General features: G+C 60.7%; 35 protein-coding genes. 17 read left to right on the top strand and 18 right to left on the bottom strand.

The window, feature by feature from the left end; all coding sequences use genetic code 11:
- Positions 1 to 40 precede the first annotated feature (40 nt).
- The 17 genes from AC1AV0_RS02245 (at position 41) to AC1AV0_RS02165 (ending at position 6,924) form a co-directional block, all read left to right on the top strand.
- Positions 41 to 304 carry a WhiB family transcriptional regulator gene (locus AC1AV0_RS02245; protein WP_158217206.1) on the top strand — a complete coding sequence of 88 codons (264 nt, stop codon included), beginning with the start codon at positions 41 to 43 and terminating at the stop codon, positions 302 to 304.
- Entirely contained in the window at positions 297 to 560 is a 264-nt protein-coding gene (locus tag AC1AV0_RS02240; protein ID WP_094636822.1) for a hypothetical protein, read from the top strand. Before AC1AV0_RS02245 ends, AC1AV0_RS02240 begins: the two co-directional genes overlap by 8 nt.
- On the top strand, positions 557 to 706 hold the full coding sequence (locus AC1AV0_RS02235; RefSeq protein ID WP_158217207.1) for a hypothetical protein: 150 nt from the start codon (positions 557 to 559) through the stop codon (positions 704 to 706). The genes AC1AV0_RS02240 and AC1AV0_RS02235 overlap by 4 nt, the downstream gene beginning before the upstream one ends.
- On the top strand, positions 703 to 1,071 hold the full coding sequence (locus tag AC1AV0_RS02230) for a hypothetical protein (RefSeq protein WP_094636823.1): 369 nt from the start codon (positions 703 to 705) through the stop codon (positions 1,069 to 1,071). The genes AC1AV0_RS02235 and AC1AV0_RS02230 overlap by 4 nt, the downstream gene beginning before the upstream one ends.
- On the top strand, positions 1,068 to 1,286 hold the full coding sequence (locus AC1AV0_RS02225) for a hypothetical protein (RefSeq protein ID WP_094636824.1): 219 nt from the start codon (positions 1,068 to 1,070) through the stop codon (positions 1,284 to 1,286). The genes AC1AV0_RS02230 and AC1AV0_RS02225 overlap by 4 nt, the downstream gene beginning before the upstream one ends.
- Positions 1,283 to 1,558, top strand: coding sequence for a hypothetical protein (locus tag AC1AV0_RS02220; RefSeq protein ID WP_094636825.1), 276 nt, complete (start codon positions 1,283 to 1,285; stop codon positions 1,556 to 1,558). The genes AC1AV0_RS02225 and AC1AV0_RS02220 overlap by 4 nt, the downstream gene beginning before the upstream one ends.
- Positions 1,555 to 1,923 (top strand): DUF3310 domain-containing protein, encoded by a 369-nt coding sequence (locus AC1AV0_RS02215; protein WP_211279922.1) that lies wholly within the window; start codon positions 1,555 to 1,557, stop codon positions 1,921 to 1,923. Before AC1AV0_RS02220 ends, AC1AV0_RS02215 begins: the two co-directional genes overlap by 4 nt.
- Positions 1,920 to 2,285 carry a hypothetical protein gene (locus AC1AV0_RS02210; RefSeq protein WP_094636827.1) on the top strand — a complete coding sequence of 122 codons (366 nt, stop codon included), beginning with the start codon at positions 1,920 to 1,922 and terminating at the stop codon, positions 2,283 to 2,285. The genes AC1AV0_RS02215 and AC1AV0_RS02210 overlap by 4 nt, the downstream gene beginning before the upstream one ends.
- The gene (locus AC1AV0_RS02205; protein ID WP_476570797.1) at positions 2,282 to 2,590 is read left to right on the top strand and encodes a hypothetical protein; all 309 of its coding nucleotides are present in this window, start codon (positions 2,282 to 2,284) and stop codon (positions 2,588 to 2,590) included. The genes AC1AV0_RS02210 and AC1AV0_RS02205 overlap by 4 nt, the downstream gene beginning before the upstream one ends.
- Complete coding sequence (locus AC1AV0_RS02200; protein WP_094636829.1) at positions 2,587 to 2,829, top strand: hypothetical protein; 243 nt, start codon at positions 2,587 to 2,589, stop codon at positions 2,827 to 2,829. Before AC1AV0_RS02205 ends, AC1AV0_RS02200 begins: the two co-directional genes overlap by 4 nt.
- A complete protein-coding gene (locus AC1AV0_RS02195) occupies positions 2,826 to 3,188 on the top strand; it encodes a hypothetical protein (protein ID WP_143249299.1) in 363 nt (120 codons plus the stop codon). The genes AC1AV0_RS02200 and AC1AV0_RS02195 overlap by 4 nt, the downstream gene beginning before the upstream one ends.
- Before the next feature lie 2 nt (positions 3,189 to 3,190).
- Positions 3,191 to 3,754 (top strand): 3'-5' exonuclease family protein, encoded by a 564-nt coding sequence (locus tag AC1AV0_RS02190; RefSeq protein ID WP_094636831.1) that lies wholly within the window; start codon positions 3,191 to 3,193, stop codon positions 3,752 to 3,754.
- A gap of 115 nt (positions 3,755 to 3,869) precedes the next feature.
- Entirely contained in the window at positions 3,870 to 4,805 is a 936-nt protein-coding gene (locus tag AC1AV0_RS02185; RefSeq protein WP_094636832.1) for an MJ0042-type zinc finger domain-containing protein, read from the top strand.
- The gene (locus AC1AV0_RS02180) at positions 4,777 to 5,409 is read left to right on the top strand and encodes a hypothetical protein (protein WP_094636833.1); all 633 of its coding nucleotides are present in this window, start codon (positions 4,777 to 4,779) and stop codon (positions 5,407 to 5,409) included. Before AC1AV0_RS02185 ends, AC1AV0_RS02180 begins: the two co-directional genes overlap by 29 nt.
- Positions 5,406 to 6,068, top strand: a complete 663-nt coding sequence (locus tag AC1AV0_RS02175; protein WP_094636834.1) for a hypothetical protein — start codon at positions 5,406 to 5,408, stop codon at positions 6,066 to 6,068. The genes AC1AV0_RS02180 and AC1AV0_RS02175 overlap by 4 nt, the downstream gene beginning before the upstream one ends.
- Positions 6,065 to 6,574, top strand: coding sequence for a hypothetical protein (locus AC1AV0_RS02170; RefSeq protein WP_094636835.1), 510 nt, complete (start codon positions 6,065 to 6,067; stop codon positions 6,572 to 6,574). Before AC1AV0_RS02175 ends, AC1AV0_RS02170 begins: the two co-directional genes overlap by 4 nt.
- Positions 6,574 to 6,924 carry a hypothetical protein gene (locus tag AC1AV0_RS02165; RefSeq protein ID WP_094636836.1) on the top strand — a complete coding sequence of 117 codons (351 nt, stop codon included), beginning with the start codon at positions 6,574 to 6,576 and terminating at the stop codon, positions 6,922 to 6,924. Before AC1AV0_RS02170 ends, AC1AV0_RS02165 begins: the two co-directional genes overlap by 1 nt.
- Positions 6,925 to 7,005: 81 nt before the next feature.
- Here the strand turns inward: AC1AV0_RS02165 and AC1AV0_RS02160 are convergent, their stop codons facing one another.
- The 18 genes from AC1AV0_RS02160 to AC1AV0_RS02075 all read right to left on the bottom strand — a co-directional run bounded on the left by AC1AV0_RS02160 (position 7,006) and on the right by AC1AV0_RS02075 (position 14,415).
- Positions 7,006 to 7,197 (bottom strand): hypothetical protein, encoded by a 192-nt coding sequence (locus AC1AV0_RS02160; protein WP_143249302.1) that lies wholly within the window; start codon positions 7,195 to 7,197, stop codon positions 7,006 to 7,008.
- Positions 7,198 to 7,276: 79 nt separating this feature from the next.
- Positions 7,277 to 7,858, bottom strand: a complete 582-nt coding sequence (locus AC1AV0_RS02155) for a hypothetical protein (RefSeq protein WP_094636837.1) — start codon at positions 7,856 to 7,858, stop codon at positions 7,277 to 7,279.
- Positions 7,859 to 8,579: 721 nt separating this feature from the next.
- The gene (locus tag AC1AV0_RS02150) at positions 8,580 to 8,894 is read right to left on the bottom strand and encodes a hypothetical protein (RefSeq protein ID WP_476570796.1); all 315 of its coding nucleotides are present in this window, start codon (positions 8,892 to 8,894) and stop codon (positions 8,580 to 8,582) included.
- Positions 8,895 to 8,906: 12 nt separating this feature from the next.
- A complete protein-coding gene (locus tag AC1AV0_RS02145; RefSeq protein ID WP_143249303.1) occupies positions 8,907 to 9,239 on the bottom strand; it encodes a hypothetical protein in 333 nt (110 codons plus the stop codon).
- A complete protein-coding gene (locus AC1AV0_RS02140; RefSeq protein WP_094636839.1) occupies positions 9,217 to 9,582 on the bottom strand; it encodes a hypothetical protein in 366 nt (121 codons plus the stop codon). The genes AC1AV0_RS02145 and AC1AV0_RS02140 overlap by 23 nt, the downstream gene beginning before the upstream one ends.
- A 173-nt stretch (positions 9,583 to 9,755) precedes the next feature.
- Positions 9,756 to 10,154 (bottom strand): hypothetical protein, encoded by a 399-nt coding sequence (locus tag AC1AV0_RS02135; protein ID WP_094636840.1) that lies wholly within the window; start codon positions 10,152 to 10,154, stop codon positions 9,756 to 9,758.
- A 348-nt stretch (positions 10,155 to 10,502) separates the two neighbouring features.
- Entirely contained in the window at positions 10,503 to 10,676 is a 174-nt protein-coding gene (locus AC1AV0_RS02130) for a hypothetical protein (protein ID WP_158217208.1), read from the bottom strand.
- An 8-nt stretch (positions 10,677 to 10,684) separates the two neighbouring features.
- Positions 10,685 to 11,005 carry a hypothetical protein gene (locus AC1AV0_RS02125; protein ID WP_094636841.1) on the bottom strand — a complete coding sequence of 107 codons (321 nt, stop codon included), beginning with the start codon at positions 11,003 to 11,005 and terminating at the stop codon, positions 10,685 to 10,687.
- Positions 11,006 to 11,025: 20 nt separating this feature from the next.
- Positions 11,026 to 11,256 carry a hypothetical protein gene (locus tag AC1AV0_RS02120; RefSeq protein ID WP_094636842.1) on the bottom strand — a complete coding sequence of 77 codons (231 nt, stop codon included), beginning with the start codon at positions 11,254 to 11,256 and terminating at the stop codon, positions 11,026 to 11,028.
- Between the two features lie 243 nt (positions 11,257 to 11,499).
- The gene (locus tag AC1AV0_RS02115) at positions 11,500 to 11,820 is read right to left on the bottom strand and encodes a hypothetical protein (RefSeq protein ID WP_094636843.1); all 321 of its coding nucleotides are present in this window, start codon (positions 11,818 to 11,820) and stop codon (positions 11,500 to 11,502) included.
- Positions 11,821 to 11,833: 13 nt separating this feature from the next.
- A complete protein-coding gene (locus tag AC1AV0_RS02110) occupies positions 11,834 to 12,019 on the bottom strand; it encodes a hypothetical protein (protein ID WP_094636844.1) in 186 nt (61 codons plus the stop codon).
- A 2-nt stretch (positions 12,020 to 12,021) separates the two neighbouring features.
- Positions 12,022 to 12,387: a hypothetical protein gene (locus AC1AV0_RS02105; RefSeq protein WP_143249304.1), complete on the bottom strand. Its 366-nt coding sequence runs from the start codon at positions 12,385 to 12,387 to the stop codon at positions 12,022 to 12,024.
- A gap of 3 nt (positions 12,388 to 12,390) precedes the next feature.
- Positions 12,391 to 13,152 carry a hypothetical protein gene (locus AC1AV0_RS02100; protein ID WP_094636846.1) on the bottom strand — a complete coding sequence of 254 codons (762 nt, stop codon included), beginning with the start codon at positions 13,150 to 13,152 and terminating at the stop codon, positions 12,391 to 12,393.
- A complete protein-coding gene (locus AC1AV0_RS02095) occupies positions 13,152 to 13,499 on the bottom strand; it encodes a hypothetical protein (RefSeq protein WP_094636847.1) in 348 nt (115 codons plus the stop codon). The genes AC1AV0_RS02100 and AC1AV0_RS02095 overlap by 1 nt, the downstream gene beginning before the upstream one ends.
- 12 nt (positions 13,500 to 13,511) lie before the next feature.
- A complete protein-coding gene (locus AC1AV0_RS02090) occupies positions 13,512 to 13,646 on the bottom strand; it encodes a hypothetical protein (RefSeq protein WP_264299044.1) in 135 nt (44 codons plus the stop codon).
- Positions 13,643 to 13,924 (bottom strand): hypothetical protein, encoded by a 282-nt coding sequence (locus AC1AV0_RS02085; RefSeq protein WP_094636848.1) that lies wholly within the window; start codon positions 13,922 to 13,924, stop codon positions 13,643 to 13,645. The genes AC1AV0_RS02090 and AC1AV0_RS02085 overlap by 4 nt, the downstream gene beginning before the upstream one ends.
- Positions 13,911 to 14,237: a hypothetical protein gene (locus AC1AV0_RS02080; RefSeq protein ID WP_094636849.1), complete on the bottom strand. Its 327-nt coding sequence runs from the start codon at positions 14,235 to 14,237 to the stop codon at positions 13,911 to 13,913. The genes AC1AV0_RS02085 and AC1AV0_RS02080 overlap by 14 nt, the downstream gene beginning before the upstream one ends.
- 1 nt (position 14,238) lies before the next feature.
- Complete coding sequence (locus tag AC1AV0_RS02075) at positions 14,239 to 14,415, bottom strand: hypothetical protein (protein ID WP_158217209.1); 177 nt, start codon at positions 14,413 to 14,415, stop codon at positions 14,239 to 14,241.

Here is a 14,415-nt window from a genome sequence, read left to right as displayed (position 1 = left end):
GCGAACGACACGCATAAAGAATCACGAAACGGGGCATGTGGTGGCCGACCGTGGAAACGGAAACTCGGATTGGTGGACGCGGGCCGCGTGCCTGGGCATGGACACCGACCTGTTCTTCCCCGAACTGGGCGACACCATGGGCGGCGTTCGCGCCGCGTTGGACACGTGCAAAGACTGTCCCGTGAGCGTGGAATGCGGACGCTACGCCGATATGACGCGCGCCTGCGGCTATGCCACGTGCGGCGTGTGGGGCGGACGGCTCAGAAAACAGATACCGGACAAACGAAAGGAAACCGATGGGTGAGAACTGGACGATAGCGGCCAAGGTCGCGGTCGTGGTCGTGTTCATACAGGCGCTCGTGCTGAGCGTCGTGGGCGGCTACCTGCTGGCCGAGGCGAGCGTGCGACCCGCGCAGACGATGGGCGTGCATTCCACGGTCGTGGACGGTGTGGAATACACGTGCCTGACCGTCGAGGAGCCGAATTTCAAATGGCAGGACAACAGCGTCGCGGCGATGAGCTGCACGCCCGACGGGATTCTGGAAGGAGACGAACGATGAGCGGCTATGACGCGAAGATCTTCACGCGCGCGCAGCTCAGCAAGGCGATATCGCGCGCGTTGGACGACGGGATCTACGAGGCGGACTCGCTGGCCGACGCGGTGTACGACGGCGAACTCGGCACCTACACGGAGGTGCTGGAATGAGCATCGACCTGTACGTGCATAGGCCCGACCTGCCCGACGACACGGTGTCCACCCTCTGCAAGGAGGAGGATTACGGCGAATGGTCGGACGCCCGCCAGTTCGGCCGGCGCATCACCGTCAGCATCAACGACTACAGGCCGTGGGCCGACCACGGCTTGGACATCAAGGACTTGGACGGATTGACCGGCCAGCAGGCCGTGAACCGGATCCGTCCCGTGTTGGACGCGTGGCCCGCCACCAGCGTGCCCATCGCATTGCCGCGCGAAACGGCATGGTATCGGGACCATCATTCGCGTTCCGTGCTGGCCGAAATCGAAGCGGTGTGCCGGACGAATCCCGACTGGATCATCTTGGAGGAATCATGAACATCACGGAAAACGAGTTCGACGCGATCATGCAGCGTCTCCACGACGAAATGACCGAAAACGACGATGCGCAGATGAACGCCTGGCTGCGCATGGGCTTCTACATCTGTGAATACCGCGGTTACCCCGAAGAGACGTGGAACGACTGCGAGGACGAGCTGCGCGCGTCCATGCGCCGCATCCTCGACATGGAAGACGTGAAGGAGGAAGTGTGAGCGACGTGCTGTATCTCGACGCGATGAACTCCCGCGGCGTGTACGCGGACCTGAGGCGGCTCGGATTCCGCAAATCGCCGACGGGCGGTGTCATCTGGTATCTGCATCAACGGTTCTTCGGCATACCGGTGCGCCTCATCGCATGGGCGTACGTCTACGAAGACGGCAAATACGTCAGGATCACGAACGAGATGACCAGAGAACACAGAATCTTCTATCCGAGCGAACTCGAAGCGATCGACCATATCGAAATCAGGAAAGGCGGCGAATGATGGGCGACCCGGTCAACCATCCCGAACACTACGAACTGGGCCCGTTCGAATGCATCGAACTGTCCGGACTGTACGACTTCTGCCTAGGCAACGCGGTCAAATACGTGTGGCGGCACCGCCACAAGGGCCAGCCCATGCAGGACCTGAACAAGGCGTTGTGGTATCTGCGCCGGGAACGCATGCACGCCGGCCCGAACCTTCTCGCCTACATGCCGGAGGGCGGCTGCTCCGAAATGGCCGACAAGTTCGACATGTTGCGCGAATCCCATTGGGCCGGAGCCGACCGCTTCTGGACCGCGTTGGAGAACGACGACCTCGAAGCCTGCATCCAAGCGGTCGAACAGCTCATCAAGGAGGAATCATGACCAGTCCGATCGAAACGCTCGCCGAACAGGTCGCGGAGGAGCGCTATCCGGCGCAATACTGGCTGGGCCGTGAGCCGTCCGGCGACCGTCCGGGCAGGCTCCGCTACCTCGAGGGCGTCACCAGCGAGGACATGCGGGAGGCGTTCGTCCAAGGAGCCGTCTGGTGGGCGCGGCACGAGCCGACCAGTGAGGAGTTGGACGTCGCCGCGCTGGCGTTGTTCGTCGGAAACAACATCGGATTCGACGAGGACGACGGCAGGGGACTGTTCGAGCGGTTGCCTCTCTGGCGCGAAGGCTACCGCGTGCAAGCCGGACGCATCCTGCGGGCGGCGCGAAACACGCTTCTCAAGGAGGAATCATGAGACACCGTTACCGTCGCATCAGCCGCTGCCCCGACTGCGGGCGCAAACCCAAGGCCATGCTCAGAACCGTGTCCGTGGACACGATGGACATCCCGCCACGTGTGGAAAACGCATGGTGCTGGCGCATCGAATGCAGGTGCGGATTCAAAAAATGGATGCTCGTGACCCTCCTGCTGGCGAACTATGGCTTCGCGGAGATGATGGCCCGTTCCGAAGCGATGCGCGACAAAGCGATCCGCTACTGGAACATCTGGGTCACCGACGGAACGGGCGGCGCATTGCGCAGATGGAATGAGTGGGCATGACCAGCATCTCGCAAACCGAAGCTAAAGAATACGTCAGTGGCTTGGAGGAATACTACGGCGACCTTGAGATCGCCTCGATGCAGGAGGCCTACGAGGCCGGCCGTCTCTCCGACCCGACCGACACTGAGGTGGAAGCCGCCGCCGAGGCGATGCACGATGCCACGGAATCGCTGACATGGCACGACTGCCGCGACCTCGCGCGCATAGCCCTCGCCGCCGCGCGAAAGGCGGTGGTGTGATGCAGGTGACCAGTGACGAAATCGATGTCGCGTTGAAGGAGCAGGCCGCGCACGCTTGGATGCACAGCGAGGACGGGCGTGCGTGGCGATGCGAGTGCGGGTGGACGTGCGAAAGCCGATTCAACGCGCACGAACTCCAGGAACGGCATCGGATGACGAAAATCCTCGAAGCCGTGAAGGACGTGGCGTGCGGGCCGGAATGCTCGGGCAGGGACGAACCGCACGAACTCATGCCATCCCTTGGCCCGTGGTGCGGCTGCTGCGGCACCATCGTCGAACCATGCGACCCGATCGACGGTTCGCCGGCTTGGGAATGCGAGACATGCCAGCAGGTCTGGCTCGAACAGGAGGAAGGATAATCATGAACGAACGGGACAAGCCGGAACGACTGCTCTGGCTGGATGTGGAGACCAGCGGACTCAACCCCGCCAAGCACCAGCTGCTGGAGGTCGGCATGACCGTCACCGACATGCAAGGCAACCGCGTCGAACACAAGGCCGACTATCGGGCCGTGCTCAACATTCCCAAATGGAAGGTCGGACTCGACGGCGACAACTTCTCATTGTGGGCGTTGCGCGCGCACATGGGCAACGGGCTGATCGACGAAAGCCTCGAACAGGGGAAGACGTTGGTCTCCGTGGCGAGCGACGCGCGCATGTGGCTTTCCGGCCATGCGGGGGAGACGCTGCATCCGGCGGGCACGAACGTGCAGTTCGACCTCGACTGGCTCAAACCCACCGGCATCCTCGACAACGTGAAACTGTCGCACCGCCGTTTGGACGTGACCGCGTTCCGCCTGGCCGACATCGCGCTCGAACGGGATCCGTACAATGACGCGCACCACACGACCCACCGCGTATCCGACTGCATCGAACGCGACCTGCGCGACTACAGGCATTATCTGGAAGCCCTCGGCGAACGATAACGCACGACCCGTTGCAGGACGCGTTGCGGATGGTATAGTGGTGGCCGAGATATTCAGCCATGGTCCCATTGCGGGGAGAGTCAAACACGCTCCAAACCGCGAAAGGACCCGTCTCTTGGCCACCACCTGCCCCAACTGCCATCGCGACAAACCCGACGAACACCGCGTCTGCGAACGATGCGAAACCAAGTTCACCGACGACCTCAAATGGCTGCAAGAGCATCTGCCGGACCTCGAATACCGGCTCAACAAGGCCAACAAGGACGAAGGCAAAGGTTCGGGCGGCGCAAGCCGCGCCAACGCGCCCTCCCCGGTACGCGAGAACATCTGGACGTACCTGTACGGCGTGGACGACAAAGGCAACGACGGCGTGGAGACCACACTGCGCGTCATCCTCCGCTGCCTCGGCAACCCCATGCATGACCGTATGGAACTCACCGACATGGTGCAGCTGATCGCCCAAGCGGCATGCGGATACGACTTCAGAGGCGGCGTGTTGGTGATCCTGCCGCCTAATATCACGCCGGCCATCCTCACCAGTCCCGCGTTCCCCGCGCACGTCGATGAGATCCACCGTCTTCGCGTCACCGGCCACCGGCTGCTCGACACGCGCGACGAGGAACACGTCATCCTCGGCCCCTGCGCCAACAGCGAATGCGGCATCCAACTCAGCGCCCCCATCGACGAACGTGAGGTCAAATGCCCCCGCTGCGGCAACGTGTGGACCGTAGGATACCTCACCCATCTGCGCGAACAACGCATCCTCAACAGCGGCATCACCGCCGGCCAGGCCCGCCTCATCGAACTATTGGCCGAAGTCGCCGGCCTCGCCGTCAACAAAAGCACCATGCGCAGCTGGGTCCACCGCAACCAGCTCAAACAGGCGGGGGAGGACGAATTCAGCAAGCCCGTCTACCGGCTCGCCGACGCGTACCAGCTCGCCACCAAGGATCGCAAGGAAAACGCGGGGGAGGAGAACACGAACCTCTGGAACCTCGTCAACGCCGAATGGAGGAATCACAATGAGAGGACCTCTACCGTCGAGGGATGACATCGAATCAGACGCATACAAGCCGCTGGGCCACGTCAACGACCTCATCGAGGAAGTGATGGAACTATATCCAAACACCATGCGCCTGCTCGCCCACGACGACGGCCCATACCTCCCGGAACCGCACGGTCCGAACCCGCACGTCATCCACGGATTCAAATACTCCGCGAACTGCGAGGTCACGTATCAACGCTGGCATGCGATCCGCATGAAAGGCACGATCAACGAGGGCGACGAAATCATATACCGCATCGACTATCCGGACGTGAACCGGCTTGATCCACGAGACCTTGAATGGCGACGCGGCATCCTCCACGCAAGCTACGAATACAGCTGCGACTGCTGCGACGACGACGTGCTGTTCACCGGCTGGTGGCTCGAAAGCCACGCCCCGCACTATTCGCAGTACATCCAAGACGCGATACTCCCGAATAACCGCATACGCCCGCTCGACGGACCCTTGCGCGTGGCCGCGATCATCCACCCGCCCGAAACCGGCTGGTGTTGCACGCCGGACGGGCCGAGGGAAACCGTCGGCTTCGAAATCACGGAAGTCAATCACGAACTCATACGCGAACTCTACGGAAAGGACAACGACCGATGACGGACGGCCACTACAGCGTCATCACGAACTTCGGATGCCATTGGAAATGCCCCTACTGCGTGGTCAAAACCACCGGCATCGACGTGCCCGAAACCGACATGAACGAGACGACACGAACCATCGAACGCCTCCTGCCGAACATGCGGTTCCTCAGCTTCAGCGGCGGCGGCGACCCGTTGTGGCGCATCGACGACGAACGGCGCGCATGGTACCGGCGAATCACCGAACAATGCAAACAGAAAGGCGTGGCAACCGAAATGCACACCAGCATGATCGCGGCCCCGCACCTCCTGCACGCTGGCACGCCGGACGAACCCATGTTCGACCGCATCGTCTACCACATCCGCCACGAACGCCTCATACCCCGCATCCAACGCATCCAAGGCACGGCCAACCGTGTGGTGTTCGTCGTCGCACCAGATTTCACACCCGACCGCATCGACCGCATCGACCGCATGTGCTCGGGCGTTCAGAACGTGGACGAACTCAGCTTCAGACAGATGATAAACCCCGACTACAGCATCGATCGCACCTGCGAGGACCATCTGCTCGAAGGACATGGGAAACGCTGGCATTACATCACACAAGGCGACTACAACACGTACATTCTCAACGACCAGACAGCCGACACCTACGAATCACTCAGGAGAACCGCATGAACGTCAGCAAACCCAGCAAGCACCGGTGGCAGCCACAGATCATGCCGCACATGAACACGATCCTCGACGGCGACTTCGCCATCCGCGACGGTAAGGTCACGTGCACGAACCCGCGCGCCCTCAGCGTCGAAACCGACGATCCACGATGGTGGGTCAAAGAAACGGCCGAACTCATCTGCCGAGAATACTACGAATCCGCACGAGCCGCCGGATCCCATCGGCGCTGGAAGCAAGCGGTGGAACGCGAATCCGCGCTCCGCATGCGACTGGCCAAACTCGAGAAGCATCCCCTCGGCACCAGTCCCGTCGAACTCGAAATAGACCGTCATGCCGTCATAGGCACCAGTTTCCCCGGCTTCCACGGCATCAACGCCGGAATCACCGAAACCCTCACCGGCACCATCCACTATCTAAACCCCAACGGCATAGATTACGAACCCGACACCACCATCACCATTCCGATCAAATCCATAATCATCCGAAACCACGAAATCGAGGACTACTGATGGCGGGCATCTTCGCGAACTATTGGCGTAGCGTCCTCGGCTTGCCGTTCGACCCGGAAGGAGCAAGCATGAACGGCACCATCGAAGCCGAAAACATCCTCGACCTGAGCGAACCGCCGAAAAACACCATGTCATACCATCTCAACAGGCTCGGCTTCGAGCCTGACCAGAGGCTCGGCTGGTGGGAGATGCGCCGCGGAATCCTCAACAGGATACAAGCCGAAGCGCACGTCGAATGCAGTGCGTGGACGGCGTCCGACATCGTGAAAATCTTCAACCTGCGCAACGGCGTGACCGCGATCCTCACTCTCGAACAACTCGCCGAAATCGACTCGATCAAACTCGCCTGAGTATGACAACGCCACGATAGAACGCCACGCCACCGGCCTCTATTGTTCCTTTTTGACGTTTTGGAACAATAGAGGCCGTTTTCAACGGTTCAAACGCTCTCGCAAATGGTCGAAGAACAACGGGTCGCCCAACTGTTCGACCGTGGGCGCGACACCGCTCAGTTCGATCAACTCCGTCGCATCCTCAGGCCACACACGCCCATCAGGCAACACGCCCTCGGACACGCGCACGTCGAACGGATCCACCACGCCCTCGATAATCCCATCACACATGGGATCGAATGATACTAGACAAGAGAGCCGCCCATAAGGACGGCTCTCCGATTGTTCCCACAAACCAATTAACAACCAATCACTTTTCGGCCGTTTCGGCCAGCAACGCGTCGATCTCCGCGACACGCTCCAACAACCTTGCGCGCTCGGCACGCAACGCCGTCACGTCGGGCGCGTTCGACACCAGCTCATACAAGCCAGTGTCCACGCCCTCCAACACGCTCGCGGGCAGACCACGCGCCTCCAACACGATACCCTCCGTATCGCCGACGCTGGGATTCTTCGCGGAGCCGCCGCTATCCCCGAACCGGCCCTCGACCACGACCACACCCACGGCGAAATGAACCGGCCTGTCACGATCCGTGCGCCACACCAACCGCCTGTCGCCGACACGGATCTCACCCGCATGATAGAAATCCTCGGCCTTGAACCGCACATCAACCAACTCACCCTCACCGGCCGCGCCGGAGGAGGGCGTGTATCCGAAATACTTCGCCGCGATCCGCTCCACACGTTCCATGTCGCGCTTGTCGAACGCCCACGCGCGCCGGCCCGAATCCCATTTCCCGCCCATCTGGCGGCAGTCCTTCACACACTCCGCGTCGTACGGACTGTACAGCAGCACCTTGTCGCCGTCGGCGACCACATTCACATCGACCATGACCCACTCCAATCAGTCAAGCCCGCGGCCATCACCGGCCACGGGCGGCGGAAAGAACAAAACCCACGATGGGCGACCCGCGCGAACGGCGGAAGCCCACGACTAAGAAACGGGCGGAGCCCGAAGACCCCGCCCGACAATGCCACGACCATTCACCATAGCACTCATATAGTTTCGATCCACGCCCGCCTTACGGCGGGCGACACGCGCCCAAGGCTCACGCCCCGAACGTCGCAGATGCACCGCTACATGTACTTGGCATCCTATTTCGATCCACTCGCAAGGAAAGTCGCCCCTCCTTGCGAGACAGCCGGGCGGAGTCCGAGGACCCCGACCGGCGGCGATAAACATATCGTCTATCAGCATGCCTCACGTATGTTTTCGATCCACTCGCAGGAAAGTCACCCCTCCCTGCGAGACAACCAGTCGGAATCCGAGAATCCCATCCGGCATGACACACGCTTCCGCAATGTATAATCCTTAATTTCGATCCGCTCACAGGGGAGTCGCCTCCCCTATGAGACATTCGGTCAAAACCGAATCGGCAACACCGGTGGCGTCGCTTTTTCCATTTCGATCCGCACACGGCCGAAACCGTGAGACATTGGACGGCCGAAACCATCCAAACCACACTATAGCACACGTTGCAACAAACGTTGCGCAAGCATGCGAGACACCAGACAACGGCCTAGACCCTGCTGCAGCCCGACAGTCCAACGCTCTAACAGCGGCTCCTCCAATTGCCTCGACCGGCACGCCAGCCATTGCTCAAAGCATCCATGACCGCCTCGGTCTTCGTGTCGAACATGCCTCCATACCGGTAACTGAACCGCTGCTCACCGATGCCATACTTCACGCCGTCATCCGAATTCACGAACCACACGCGGCGGAACTTAATGTCATCACCGCCATCCTCATACGGGCCAAGACGGGGAACTCTTTCAATCAGATCGAAGCGCTCCGCCATATTCCACGCGCTGCGAACATCATCCACCGACACACCGCACTCGTTGGCAATCTCCACAAACGACAACATTTCGTAACCCTTTCATTTATTCGCACGCCTCAATGCGCGCTCCAACTTCGCGTGAGCCTCGCACAGGCCACGCGACTTCACCGGCCTGTCGCAGCCGCGCTCGCGGCACGTCACATTATGCTTCGCATACCAGGCGGACGGGGCGATGCCGTGATGATGCCTCATATGGTTCGACAGGTTGCCCAACCGTTCGCCGCAGATCGGACACGGCCACCCATCCGGAACGTCGCCCGGAACACGGTACATCGACTGGCCGTAATGGCGGTTGCAGTAGTCGCCGCACTCCCTAGGACGGATGCAGCCGGACACCGCGCACATGCCGCTAACAGGCGCTGTACGAGCCATCGTCGCACCCCTTGCACAGCCAGCAGGGCAACCCGCTCATATCATGCGCCTGATGGGCACCGTGGCGGCCGCACGAATCGCAGCGATGCCCCTTACGGCGGGTGGGATAGCGGCGGCGTTCCTCCCGCTTGGGATAGCCGAACACGTATTCGACGCCATCCCTGCCGGTGAACGGCTTGCTGTATCCGGTGACCTCCACGATCTGCGTGTCGCCGTTGGCCTTTTGGACGGTGAATTCGCTTTCGCCCGCCTCCTCATAGTTGTCCCGCATCCGACGCGGAATGCGGATGATCCAGTCGCCGTCGCGCCCTTTGGCCCATGTGCAACGCGAATCGTTTCCCATGAGAGACTCCTTTCCTTTGTTTCCTCAATGAAGTGCCATGCGCGTCAAGGCATGGCAAGCCCCGTAAAACCGTCCGTCGCACCATTCAAGCCGTGCCAGCGAAGTCCCCGGACAAAGGAAAGGCGGACACGATACTATCGCATCCGCCCCGAAGAAAGCAAACCAACGCCACGTCACAAGCGGCGCAAATCCTCCTCATCCTGCTCTTCCAATTCGCGCAGCACCTGCCGCTCGGCATCCCAATCGTCCGCGTCACGCACATGCTTGGCCTTCCAACGATTGTTCAACGTCTTTTTCACACCCTGATCCAAATGGGACAGCTGTAACTGCAACGTGCCGCGCGTCTGACGATACTCGACGCCCAACGGCGTCTCCACACGCTTGAACTCGCCCTCACCGGCCCTGTTCGTCGTGACCGACACGACATGACCCCACGGGTCAGTGGCCGTCACGGTCGGATACGCCACACGATTGTCGTACGGCTCATTCAACTCCGACAAATCGTATTCCAGCTTCGGCAACGCCTCCACACGACGCATCTCGAAACCGTTGTCATCAAGAATCACGAACATAAGAAACACCTCCATAGTGCAAGCCGTCCGACACGCAAACACGCGTCGAACGGCAATCAGCAATCACAAACCCCACAAGCGTGGGGAACACTATGCGACCCGAAGAATCGACACACATCTTCAAGGGGTCATCCCCGCGTGAGCGGGGAACACATGTATTCCTACATCATATCGGGGTCATCCCCGCCAAGGCGGGGAGCACCATGTAACCCAACATGTTCAGGGGTTCATCCCCACAAGTGCGGGGAACACCACGTAATCCCAATTTTTCAATGGGTCATCCCCACTCGCGTGGGGAACAGGTACCAGCAACGCTACCACCAGGCGCGAGGACACGCCAAACCGGCATCACAACAGACGATACGACGTATCCGCCACGCCCAGATACCGGTCGGCCTGCTCCTCCCACTCGTCGCGATGATCGTCCAACCATTCCTCGACAAGCTCGGCGGGCATGTCGGGAACGTCAAGCACGGCCACGCCCTCCAGCCGCTGCTCATACCACACTTTGACACGCATCACCGCACCTCCTAATCGTTCATGTTCAACTGCAAGCTCATTTCGGTGAGCTGCATGCACACGCCCAGCTCGGTCATCAGATTGACCGCGCCGGACCAATTACCCGCATCCCACCTATGCCGAAACAGATCGGCTCGCTCGACGGCATCCGAGACGCCCTGCCCGGCCAGCCAGTCCGCCAACGGGAACTTGGCGCACCCGCATGCACTCGGCACCGGCATCACCGCATAATCCTCGCCGTCAGCCGACCAGAACCTCAGCTGGGCATCGCAGCTCCACCCGTCCGCCAGCAACCCCAGCAGACAATCCGCATCACCATGCACATCAGCCATTTTCGACCACTCTTCCTTTCCTAAACGATCTCAACATCGACGGGCAGCATGTCCGCCGGCAGCACGTCGCCACGCCACCTGACCATGACATACATCCAGCTCGCGAAACCAAGCCGCGCATGATTCGCGTCGCGCACGACATCACGCAGCCAGTCCAACCACAAGCGGGGGAGACGTACGCGCCGCCACCGTTCACGATTGTTCATAACATCGAACCCGACGTAACGGTAAAATCTTTCACGCCTTAACATCAGCGAACCTCCTTTCGCGCGCAATCCACACACCGGAACACACCCAACGAATCCATCTCACTGCATTCAACGCACAGGAACCGCTTGCATTCCACGCATTCGCAACAGCCGTTCCACTCCAATCCGTCATCCTCGCGAACGACTCGGGAACACCGGTCACACGCCAAACACTCCATAAGACACTCCTTAACCAATGAGGGCCACGCCCACGCGCGACCCTCGAACCAATAAACAACGAAACGGTCAACGTTTCACCAGATGGCAGTCATCCACCCAATCAGGCCAATCAGGCAAATCAAGCGCCGCAGATGACGCGATATCATCCACGGTCAACTCGCCGGCCTCATACTCGGCGGCCAACACCGGCGGCACCAACACCTCAGCGCCCGTCACCCCGTTCACCAGCCAATACCGTTCCTCACCCACGTATTCGCCCTTGAACCAGTGCGCGAAAACGCTCTCGCCCCTGCCGCACACGGCGCAATAGAAATTGCCAACCAAACCACACTCGACACGCGCGGGAACATCCCCGCACATTTCCGTCTCGACAGCTATCTCAGACATAGCCAAAATCCTTTCAGAACAACGCCTCGGCGACGGCCTTGCACGGCAAATCCACCGAAGCCACCAGCGAATCCAACAACGCCGCCGTGGTGGACGGCAACGCCTTGCGAATCCGCCGCACGTTCGACTCGGTGGTCGCGAATCCCGCCCGCTCCAAAGCGTTCACGATGCTCACATCCGTAACGACAATGTTCGCCATGGTCACACCCTCGCCTTCAGCTCACGCGCCCGCCTCTCGGCAAGCATGTCCACATGCTCAAGCCACAACGACAGGCGACACAACACGTCACGCTCACAAGCGCGTTTCCGCGGCTCGGCAAGCACCCGCCACCAACGGTAGGCATCCAACACGGCACGCCACGACGAACGACAGAACGCAAGCAGATGATCGCAATTGAGGACCGAATAGCCACCACGCCCATCCCTGAGCACGAGGACACCATTCAATTCGTCACCGAACACGCAGACGCGCTCCACGTCGTACTCATTGCAGAAACCGCACCTGCCATAGGTCAGCTCTTCGCAACCATCACCGCACACGCGGCAATACAGCATATCGTCTTCCATCTTTCACGCTCCCAACTCGAAACCAATGGAACGAACGTAATCGGCCACGCGGGCCTCTAATTCAGCGTCGCCGCCCGTGTACGTCTCACGCCACGCGACAACACACCTGCCATCGTCATGCGCGACATACACCAGCTTGCGGCCCCTCGCGTCCCGGAAATGCTTCGGACGTTTCAGCCCCGCAAGCTGAGGCAGCTCTTTGGCCGGAATCATGGCCGGCACCGTGCAACGAACAGCCGCCCTACCGTTAACCGTGGGCGGCACTTCGGGAATCTCAGCCGTCACCGGCTCAGGCTCAACAACAACGGCAGCATCAGGCGCGCCACGCAACCGGCCAACGTCGCTGATGTCGCCAACGACATCGTTCACGTCGATCACCCACCGCGCCGGCACCTCATACGCCACCGTATCCGCGCTGGGCTGCACAATCTCAGCCGCAAGATACGTCCAGCCGCCGCTCTCACACGTGGAACCCGACAACAACGCGTCGGGAAACGGCAGCTTGGGTAACGCCTGGAACTGCTTGCTGAACCCGTCGGGCTGCTGCACGCACGACCATCCTTGTGAACGCAGCACCGCAAGATAACCGGCGAACCCATATTCCTTCAGCTCATTCGTGAGCGCGCCGCGCACGTCCCGCCACTCATAGCTATCGAAATTGTCGAACAGTTCCCAAAGCTCAGAACGCTTGTCGGAACCGTTGTCACGCGCCCACAACACGCGCGTATTGCCGGGATTAACCCAAAAACCGGTCTTGACAACCATCAGCAACTCCCATCATCATTGGCCGTCGTGTAAAACACGCAATCGGGGTCCTCACGTATGAACGAGTCGGTCAGACGACGGTCCAAAGCGTCCACGCCGCCCGTGTTGTACAGCCGGCACCACTCGCCGGCCTCATCGGGACGATTCCCGTCCAGCATGTACACCGTCGCAGCCCACTCGGGCTCAGGCTCGAAAGCGGCCAGATAATCATCCTCACGGACATAGCCCCAGTCCCCAAGACGGTAGATGCCCTCGCACGGCTCGAAACCGCCACGCCGCGCCAACGGATACAGCCGGGCGTCAACACGCCCAACCATCTCCTCCACCATTTGTTCCGTCAAAACCATGACCGCTCCCTCTCATTTAATCGACACGCGCCATTTCGCGCGCCCATACCGTTCCACGCCCACCGTGTGGCCGTGCGCCTCAGCGTATGAGGCGTAGGCCACGGCCACAGGCAAACCCGACACCACAACCGACTCAGGCAGCATCACGCATACCCCCTATCGTCGGCCTCGGTGCCGAACGCGCCGGTCTCCGACAAGTACGTCGCCTCAGCCCACTCAGGCTCACCGGCGAACGCCCCATCCCACTCGGCCTCGGTCACATACCCGCCGAAAAACCCGCCAATCCGATACACCCACTCGCACGGTTCGAAACCACCGAACCGCGACACCGGCATCAGACGCGAGTCCACACGCTCCACCATCGCCTGAACCACTTCGGGCGCGACAGCCTCGCAACCATCATCGTCAAGCTCAGAAGCCGACATAAGCCATCTCCTCCTCACGCATGGCACGCCACGCGGCCACAAGCTCACCATCCCCGTAATGACGGCCACCGACATCCCACCCCTCATACAGGGCGCGATTATGGAAATTCAAATCAGACCGCATGAGCGGCAGCACGAACCCGCGCGACTCGGCCGAACGATGCCAATTCTGGTCGAACCGGTCAGCGTCCACCCAAGCGTCACGCTCTTGTTTGGAATCGAACACGCGCACGCTGCACACCGGCGAGTTATCCTCGCTGTGGCGCACGCCCACACCAAACGGCCAATACGCCGCATACCAACACCTGGCCATCTCACACCTCGTTTTCCTCGTAGTAGGCCCGACATTGGGCCACCGTCGTAAAAGGACTGCTGCCGTCCGCTACGGACGCCTCGCAATAATCGGCCGCGCCGACAACACCCGACGCGGCGAGAACAAGAAAGGCGACGGCCATCACAGCCGCCGCCACCAACGTCTGACGATCGGACAC

The sequence above is a fragment of the Bifidobacterium sp. LH_558 genome (genome assembly GCF_056356295.1).
Note: the sequence above shows the minus strand (reverse complement) of the source record. Positions and strands in the feature narration are given on the sequence as shown.

What these genes read in the sequence shown, in the direction of transcription:
- AC1AV0_RS02240 (WP_094636822.1), top strand. Translation starts at nt 297, where the DNA reads ATGGGTGAGAACTGGACGATAGCGGCCAAGGTCGCGGTCGTGGTCGTG.
- AC1AV0_RS02235 (WP_158217207.1), top strand. Translation starts at nt 557, where the DNA reads ATGAGCGGCTATGACGCGAAGATCTTCACGCGCGCGCAGCTCAGCAAG.
- AC1AV0_RS02230 (WP_094636823.1), top strand. Translation starts at nt 703, where the DNA reads ATGAGCATCGACCTGTACGTGCATAGGCCCGACCTGCCCGACGACACG.
- AC1AV0_RS02225 (WP_094636824.1), top strand. Translation starts at nt 1,068, where the DNA reads ATGAACATCACGGAAAACGAGTTCGACGCGATCATGCAGCGTCTCCAC.
- AC1AV0_RS02215 (WP_211279922.1), top strand. Translation starts at nt 1,555, where the DNA reads ATGATGGGCGACCCGGTCAACCATCCCGAACACTACGAACTGGGCCCG.
- AC1AV0_RS02210 (WP_094636827.1), top strand. Translation starts at nt 1,920, where the DNA reads ATGACCAGTCCGATCGAAACGCTCGCCGAACAGGTCGCGGAGGAGCGC.
- AC1AV0_RS02205 (WP_476570797.1), top strand. Translation starts at nt 2,282, where the DNA reads ATGAGACACCGTTACCGTCGCATCAGCCGCTGCCCCGACTGCGGGCGC.
- AC1AV0_RS02200 (WP_094636829.1), top strand. Translation starts at nt 2,587, where the DNA reads ATGACCAGCATCTCGCAAACCGAAGCTAAAGAATACGTCAGTGGCTTG.
- AC1AV0_RS02190 (WP_094636831.1), top strand. Translation starts at nt 3,191, where the DNA reads ATGAACGAACGGGACAAGCCGGAACGACTGCTCTGGCTGGATGTGGAG.
- AC1AV0_RS02180 (WP_094636833.1), top strand. Translation starts at nt 4,777, where the DNA reads ATGAGAGGACCTCTACCGTCGAGGGATGACATCGAATCAGACGCATAC.
- AC1AV0_RS02175 (WP_094636834.1), top strand. Translation starts at nt 5,406, where the DNA reads ATGACGGACGGCCACTACAGCGTCATCACGAACTTCGGATGCCATTGG.
- AC1AV0_RS02170 (WP_094636835.1), top strand. Translation starts at nt 6,065, where the DNA reads ATGAACGTCAGCAAACCCAGCAAGCACCGGTGGCAGCCACAGATCATG.
- AC1AV0_RS02165 (WP_094636836.1), top strand. Translation starts at nt 6,574, where the DNA reads ATGGCGGGCATCTTCGCGAACTATTGGCGTAGCGTCCTCGGCTTGCCG.
- AC1AV0_RS02160 (WP_143249302.1), bottom strand. Translation starts at nt 7,197, where the DNA reads ATGTGTGATGGGATTATCGAGGGCGTGGTGGATCCGTTCGACGTGCGC.
- AC1AV0_RS02155 (WP_094636837.1), bottom strand. Translation starts at nt 7,858, where the DNA reads ATGGTCGATGTGAATGTGGTCGCCGACGGCGACAAGGTGCTGCTGTAC.
- AC1AV0_RS02150 (WP_476570796.1), bottom strand. Translation starts at nt 8,894, where the DNA reads ATGTTGTCGTTTGTGGAGATTGCCAACGAGTGCGGTGTGTCGGTGGAT.
- AC1AV0_RS02145 (WP_143249303.1), bottom strand. Translation starts at nt 9,239, where the DNA reads ATGGCTCGTACAGCGCCTGTTAGCGGCATGTGCGCGGTGTCCGGCTGC.
- AC1AV0_RS02140 (WP_094636839.1), bottom strand. Translation starts at nt 9,582, where the DNA reads ATGGGAAACGATTCGCGTTGCACATGGGCCAAAGGGCGCGACGGCGAC.
- AC1AV0_RS02135 (WP_094636840.1), bottom strand. Translation starts at nt 10,154, where the DNA reads ATGTTCGTGATTCTTGATGACAACGGTTTCGAGATGCGTCGTGTGGAG.
- AC1AV0_RS02125 (WP_094636841.1), bottom strand. Translation starts at nt 11,005, where the DNA reads ATGGCTGATGTGCATGGTGATGCGGATTGTCTGCTGGGGTTGCTGGCG.
- AC1AV0_RS02120 (WP_094636842.1), bottom strand. Translation starts at nt 11,256, where the DNA reads ATGTTAAGGCGTGAAAGATTTTACCGTTACGTCGGGTTCGATGTTATG.
- AC1AV0_RS02115 (WP_094636843.1), bottom strand. Translation starts at nt 11,820, where the DNA reads ATGTCTGAGATAGCTGTCGAGACGGAAATGTGCGGGGATGTTCCCGCG.
- AC1AV0_RS02110 (WP_094636844.1), bottom strand. Translation starts at nt 12,019, where the DNA reads ATGGCGAACATTGTCGTTACGGATGTGAGCATCGTGAACGCTTTGGAG.
- AC1AV0_RS02105 (WP_143249304.1), bottom strand. Translation starts at nt 12,387, where the DNA reads ATGGAAGACGATATGCTGTATTGCCGCGTGTGCGGTGATGGTTGCGAA.
- AC1AV0_RS02100 (WP_094636846.1), bottom strand. Translation starts at nt 13,152, where the DNA reads ATGGTTGTCAAGACCGGTTTTTGGGTTAATCCCGGCAATACGCGCGTG.
- AC1AV0_RS02095 (WP_094636847.1), bottom strand. Translation starts at nt 13,499, where the DNA reads ATGGTTTTGACGGAACAAATGGTGGAGGAGATGGTTGGGCGTGTTGAC.
- AC1AV0_RS02085 (WP_094636848.1), bottom strand. Translation starts at nt 13,924, where the DNA reads ATGTCGGCTTCTGAGCTTGACGATGATGGTTGCGAGGCTGTCGCGCCC.
- AC1AV0_RS02080 (WP_094636849.1), bottom strand. Translation starts at nt 14,237, where the DNA reads ATGGCCAGGTGTTGGTATGCGGCGTATTGGCCGTTTGGTGTGGGCGTG.